This is a genomic window from Terriglobus sp. YAF25 (assembly GCF_052113305.1).
Taxonomy (GTDB): Bacteria; Acidobacteriota; Terriglobia; order Terriglobales; family Acidobacteriaceae; genus Terriglobus.
This window is the reverse complement of sequence record NZ_JBFRCY010000464.1, coordinates 1-5,946: the sequence shown is the minus strand read 5'-3', so window position 1 is coordinate 5,946 and position 5,946 is coordinate 1. Positions and strand designations below refer to the sequence as shown.

2 protein-coding genes and 1 pseudogene are annotated in these 5,946 nt (G+C 58.0%); 1 reads left to right on the top strand and 2 read right to left on the bottom strand.

Features of this window, described 5'->3' with window-relative positions; genetic code table 11:
* Positions 1-2,208: pseudogene (locus tag AB4043_RS18015) on the bottom strand (hypothetical protein); the annotation flags it as partial.
* A gap of 406 nt (positions 2,209-2,614) precedes the next feature.
* On the opposite strand from AB4043_RS18015, the gene AB4043_RS18010 reads away from it, so the two are divergent.
* On the top strand, positions 2,615-3,637 hold the full coding sequence (locus AB4043_RS18010; RefSeq protein WP_442303443.1) for a metallophosphoesterase family protein: 1,023 nt from the start codon (positions 2,615-2,617) through the stop codon (positions 3,635-3,637).
* A gap of 220 nt (positions 3,638-3,857) precedes the next feature.
* Here AB4043_RS18010 and AB4043_RS18005 read toward each other — a convergent pair.
* On the bottom strand, positions 3,858-5,946 hold a 2,089-nt coding region (locus AB4043_RS18005), incomplete at its 5' end, for a TonB-dependent receptor (RefSeq protein WP_442307691.1).

Below are 5,946 nucleotides of genomic sequence, written 5' to 3'. Positions count from 1 at the left end.
GTTCTCGCCTCCGGCGCTGGTTACCTGACGGATCTGTCCGAAGTTCGGGAATTTGCTGATGTACGGCCGCTTCTGCTGGATCGGAAGAAATCCGTTCACGATCGGCGTTGTGCCCAGACCCGCGCCCAACTGCGTCTGGTTGAGATCGTAGGCATTCAGCAGATGCTTACCCTGCGTGCCTACATACCCCACCTGCGCAACCATATTCTTACCGATCGCCTTCTCCACGTTGAGCGAATAGTTCGCTGTGTTCGCGGTCGTAAAGTTCGGATCGACCGCCGCGATGCTGGCCACCGGGCACGTCGCCGCAGTCGAACCGGTACATGCACCCGGAAGTTTCGGACTCGTCGGGAAGATCGATCCCTGCGAAGACGCAATCAGCTCGCCAAGATTCGGGTTTGTCAGCGACTGGTTGTACAGCGGCTTCGTTCCCGCGGGATTGCCGAGCAGGCCATTGCTCGAAAGCCAGGTGTTCGTCGACGGTGTGTCGTAGTACAGCCCGAAGCTGCCGCGCAGCAGCGTGTCCGTCAAACCYGGTACCTGCCAGGAGAARCCCACGCGCGGAGCCAGTTGCAGCGACGATGCTTTGTACGGCTCCGAGACATCCTGCCCCACCACTGCCAGCCCGCCCGTCGGCGCAAGTGCGCTCGCCGCAACGTCGGGACGGAAGACGGTCAAGTCCTTCTGGTCATCACCGATCGGCGAAAGATAATCCCAGCGCAGACCGAAGGTCRGATTCAGGCGGCTGGTGACCTGGTAGCCGTCCTGCACATACAGATTGAAGTTGTTGACGCCGGCAATGCGGTCCAACACACCATTGACCAGCGTGGATGTATTCGATTGGAGCTGCAGATAATCCGCCAGTGCACGCAGGCCGCTGTCCACCGCCGTAGAGACGCCGTTGTACGTAAAGGTGGAAGGATATGCCGTGCCGACGTTCGCGCCATTCGCTGCCGCAAATCCACGGTTGCCGCTGAAGCTGAAGTTGCCGCGCGTTCCGCCGTTGCCGCCGGCGCCATTGCCTACCTCGTAGATCTGCGTGCGACGATATTCTCCACCGGTACGGATCTGGTGTTTGCCGAAGGACATCGACACGATATCCGACAAATGTCCGCTGAAATCATGACGCGACGAGAACGGACTCTGCCCCGTCGAATCGAACCCGGAAATGCTCAGCGTAGGCGCACCCTGCACATTTCCGGGCCCAAGACCAACGATGAAGCCGGCCTTCGATGCATCCACATTTGGATTAGCATCGCTGAACGGCTGGTTGAAGTAGTCCACGCCGGCAACGATCTGGTTGGTAATCTTTGCGTTGACCTGGGAGTTGAGAATCACCGCAATGTTATGGACGTGCATACCAGCTACCTGGTAGTACCAGGGATTCTGGCTGCCCTTCGGCGCTGTCTGGCTGCCCTGTCCCCAGTACCAGCGTGCCGAAAGCTTATTCTTCGCATTGATGCTCTGGTCGAGCTTGAGCATCAGGTTGTTACTGTAACCATGCTGTGCCGCGTTGGTGGGCAGATAGTTGTTCGGGCTCGCCGGTCCGGTCAGCATCGACGGTTGCCACAGCGTATTGATCAGCCCCAAAGCAATCGGGCTGGGCTTGATATTTTTCGTCGCCAGCAGCGCCGTCGCCTTCGCCACATAGGCCGTCGAGGGCTCGGTAAAAGTATTGGTCGACTGCGACAGAATGTAGCCCTGCCGCTCATAGGTCAGGAAGTAGAAGGTCTTGTCCTTGAAGATCGGCCCGCCGAGAGATCCGCCGAATTCATGAAAGCGAACCTTCGACTTACCGTACGGCGCCAGGCCGGAGCTCGCCCGCGATATGTTGGTTGCCCGCAGAAACGGATTCATCGCTGCGAAGAACTCATTGCGGTCGTAGTAGTACAGGCTTCCATGAAGCTGATTGGTGCCCGACTTGATCACCAGGTTCACCGATGCTCCGGCGAACTTGCCGGATTCCGCGCCGCCCTGCGTCTGTGCTGAGAACTCTTCGATGGCATCAATCGGAATAAGGGTTCCGGGAACCCCACCGACACCGCCCTGGTTCGCAGCCGATCCGTTGTTCGCCGGGTCGTTGTTGTCGACGCCCTCGATCATGTAGTTGATGCCCGCACGCCCGTTCACGCTACTGGTGCCCGTGGCTCCCGGCAGCAGATTCACCATCGCCGTAAAGCTGCGGCCATTCAAAGGAATGTTCTGCACTTCCTCTTTTGGGATGGTGTAGGTCTGCACTGACGAGAAGAGACACGAAGACTACAAGGAGAAGACGACGCATAGCAAATGCCTCACAAAGTTGAAATCAGTTGTGTACGTCTGGAACCCGGCACGAAGAGACACGTCCGCCGTATCCCCGGATAGGGATCTACCGGGAAGCGGGCTGAGCCACTTCCATCACTGCTCTATTGGTTTTGAGTGAATGCAGTGTGTCACGAAGACAGCGTGTTACCACCCTGCAGTTTTGTAATGAATTGTCACAGCTTCGTTACACAAAGCCGTCCGCTCGCTTGCCCGCCCCGTGAAAGTTCAGTGACAGATCGCGCTGACTAAGGCTTCCCTAAGATCAATCGCTTAGAAATGCACCATTCCATACTGGAAAGGCAGATTCTCCATGCGACATGCGATCCCTGTGCTTTCGTGCAGCCTGATCTTCTCCCTTGCTCTCCATGCACAGGAAGAAGAAGGCAAGCGGAAGTTTCCTCCGCCCGAAAGCCTCTCAACCGACTCCCTCATCAGCCAGCCCGGCCCAAGCTTCACCGTCTCCGACAGCGATGTCAGCCGATCGCCGAGGATCATCGTCTACGGCGACCAGCGATTTACCGACCCCACCAACACCAAGGTCACCAGCCCACAGGCTCGCCGCCTGCTGGTCGGCAAGATCGCCGAAGAACATCCCGATGCTGTGCTGATGAACGGAGACGTTCCCTACAGCGGAGACGTCGTCAACGACTACCAGGTCTTCCGTGATGAAACGAAGATCTGGCGCGACGAAAATCTGCACATCTATCCCTCACTCGGGAACCACGAGTTTCATGGCGATCCGCAGGAGGCCCTCGACCACTGGTGGACCGCCTTCCCGTATCTGCGTAATCGCCGCTGGTACTCCACACAGCTCGGCAAGTCGATCTACACCATCGCCCTGGACAGCGACACCTCACTCCAGGCAGACAGCAACCAGCGGAAATGGCTGAGCAACCAGCTCACGAATCTGCCCGCTTCCGTGCGCTTTGTCTTCATCAGCCTGCATCATCCGCCGGTCGCTGACTTCCAGACACACATCAACGTCAGCCACAATCCGCGCCCGAATGAGATTGAGCTGCGCGACTACCTTGAGAGCGTTGCTCCCACGATGAAGGCAAAGATCGTTCTCAGCGCCGGCCACATCCACAACTACGAACGCTTTTCCCGCAGCGGCGTTACCTATCTCGTCTCCGGTGGCGGAGCAGCCTCTCCTGTCCGCGTCGAACGCAAACCGGAAGATCTGTATCAGAACGACGAGTTCCCCAACTATCACTTCGTTGAGTTCACACTCAAGGGAGACACACTTACCGGCAAGATGTACCGTCTCGCCGATCCGGCAGCCGAGAAGGTTACCTGGGAAGTGAAAGACACCTTCGAGATCAAGGCAAAGTAATCGCAACCAAAAGGGGCTTCCGGTCGGAAGCCCCTTCTTCTTTAAAACTTATACCGCCAAGAGTCAGCCACACTTCCGAGGACCGTCCGCTGCGCAAATGCAATCGTAGTAAGCCCCACGAGGAACAGAAGCGGAATCACACAATGCAAAGCAATTCCCTCATCGATAAAAAAGATATGGCCCCGCCTCGTGAACGGGACCACATCACCACCCAACATTTTTAGAACTCCATCTTGAGGCTGAACTGCAGCTCGCGTGGCGTTCCCCTTCCGGTTGGATTGCTGTTGTACGAACTGGTGATCACACCAAAGTTCGTCGGAGTCGACGTACCCGATCCCGTAGGCTGCGACCATGTCGTCGCCGGCTTACCATACTGAGCCACGTTGAAGATATTGAACGCCTCCGCCTTGAAGTCCAGGCCGACGCGCTCGCTAATCGGGAAGCGCTTACGCAATGCAGGATCGATCTGCCAGTGCGACGGCCCACGCGCTGCATTACGTCCGAGGTTGCCCCACGTGCCGTTTGCAGGCGTAGAGAACGCATTCGGATTGAGCCACAGTGCCGGCGTACGAGGGCTCGCATACATCGAGACTCCCGGTACACGGTTCGGACGTTGCCCCTTGTTCAACTGATCCGGCAACGCAGTCGCGCTGCGGCTGACCGTGATATTCAACGGCTGGCCGCTGCGCGCAGAAGCAATACCGCTCATCTGCCAACCGCCGATGAAGTAATCTCCCAGCCGCGAGACACTGTTGAGATACGCCCGGCCACGGCCGAAGGGCAACTGCCATACGGCGCTCGCCGCAAAGTAGTGCCGCAGGTCCTGGTCACCAGAAGCCCGCTCACACACACGGCAGGCAACATTCTGCGGAGCAGCCGACTCGCCGCCGCCGATGCCGCCATTATCAATCTGATGCGAGTACTGATAGTTCGCCGATACGATCAGGCCGTGCGTGATGTTGCGCTGCAGGCTCGTCTGCAATGCGTTCGTGCTCGCATGTGCATCCGTAGCGCGGTAGTCGATGGTGGAGAAGTTCGCGTACGGCCGCGTTCCCGTCGCCGGATTGATGCCGTTCAGCGTCGTATCCGAGAAGGTATGCGCCGCACTGGTTCCGAAGTAAGCAACCTGGAAGATCGTCTGCTTCGCAATCTCCTGCTGGATCGACAGCGTCCATTCATTCACAGCAGTATCTCTGCGTTTGGTGGACGACGCCGACGGACTGGCGCTTCCCGTTGCCACACCCAGCCCCGGAGCAATGGGATAGCTAAGACCAGGCACCTGCTTCTGATTCAACGTGTACTTGGTAGCCAGGTTTGAGATCGGCGCACTCAACCCGCCGAACTGACCGAAGCCGTAGTAGGTGCCGAAGCCGGCACGCACCACAAACTTGCCGCGCAGCGCTGCCGGAGACCATGTGCCGCTGACACGCGGCGAAAAGTTAGCAAGGTTCGGGTCATACCACGCCGCTCCCGCCGGGCAGATCACCGCGGCGCAGTGCAGTGGATCGACAAGCTGTCCACGGCCCAGCACCTCGTGATTCACACCGAAGTACTCATAGCGAAGTCCGAGATTCAGGTTGATCGTCGGGCTCAGCTTGAACTGATCCATCACATACCCGAAGTACGAGGTCATACGCTGCCCGGTCACAGGCACCTGACCGTTATACGTATCGGAGTCGATCTTGTTCTGCAGGAACGTCGTGTAGTCAACGTAGGCAATCGTCTCGTCCGGACTGTTCGGCGATGCCTTGTTCTCCTGCACGCGGCGCACCGTAATACCGGCCTTCAACGTATGCCTTCCATAAAGAAAGGTCGCATCGTCCAGCGCCGTAAACGAGTTGTCGTTACGGATCGATCCCGCAGGATTGCCGATGCTCGTAAATGTGCTGATCGACAGCGCGAACGGGAACGGTGTCGTCTGTCCCTGTAGGAACTCGGCACGATTGAATCCATAACGGAAGTCGTTATAGAAGCGCGGCGTGAAGGTGTTCTGCAAACCGATGGTTGCATTCGGCGTGTTCAGGTTATTGAACCCCGTCGATGGAGCAAGTCCATTCGGCGCACTCTGCGTGTAGTGATCGGTGTTGACACGGACAAACGCATTCATCTGCTCATTAACGTGATAGTCCAGGCGCAGAATGCCCGCATCCTCATGCGTCACCTGGCGTCCGCTGCCGAACCATGTATCGCTGACAGCGCTGATGCTCTTCTGCCCCAGAGGAAACGCATTGATCAGCGCAGCCAGCCCCGGCTGTTGTGTAGCCACCTGGGCACGATAGCTGCGGCTCGGCACCGTGCCTGTCAGCGTC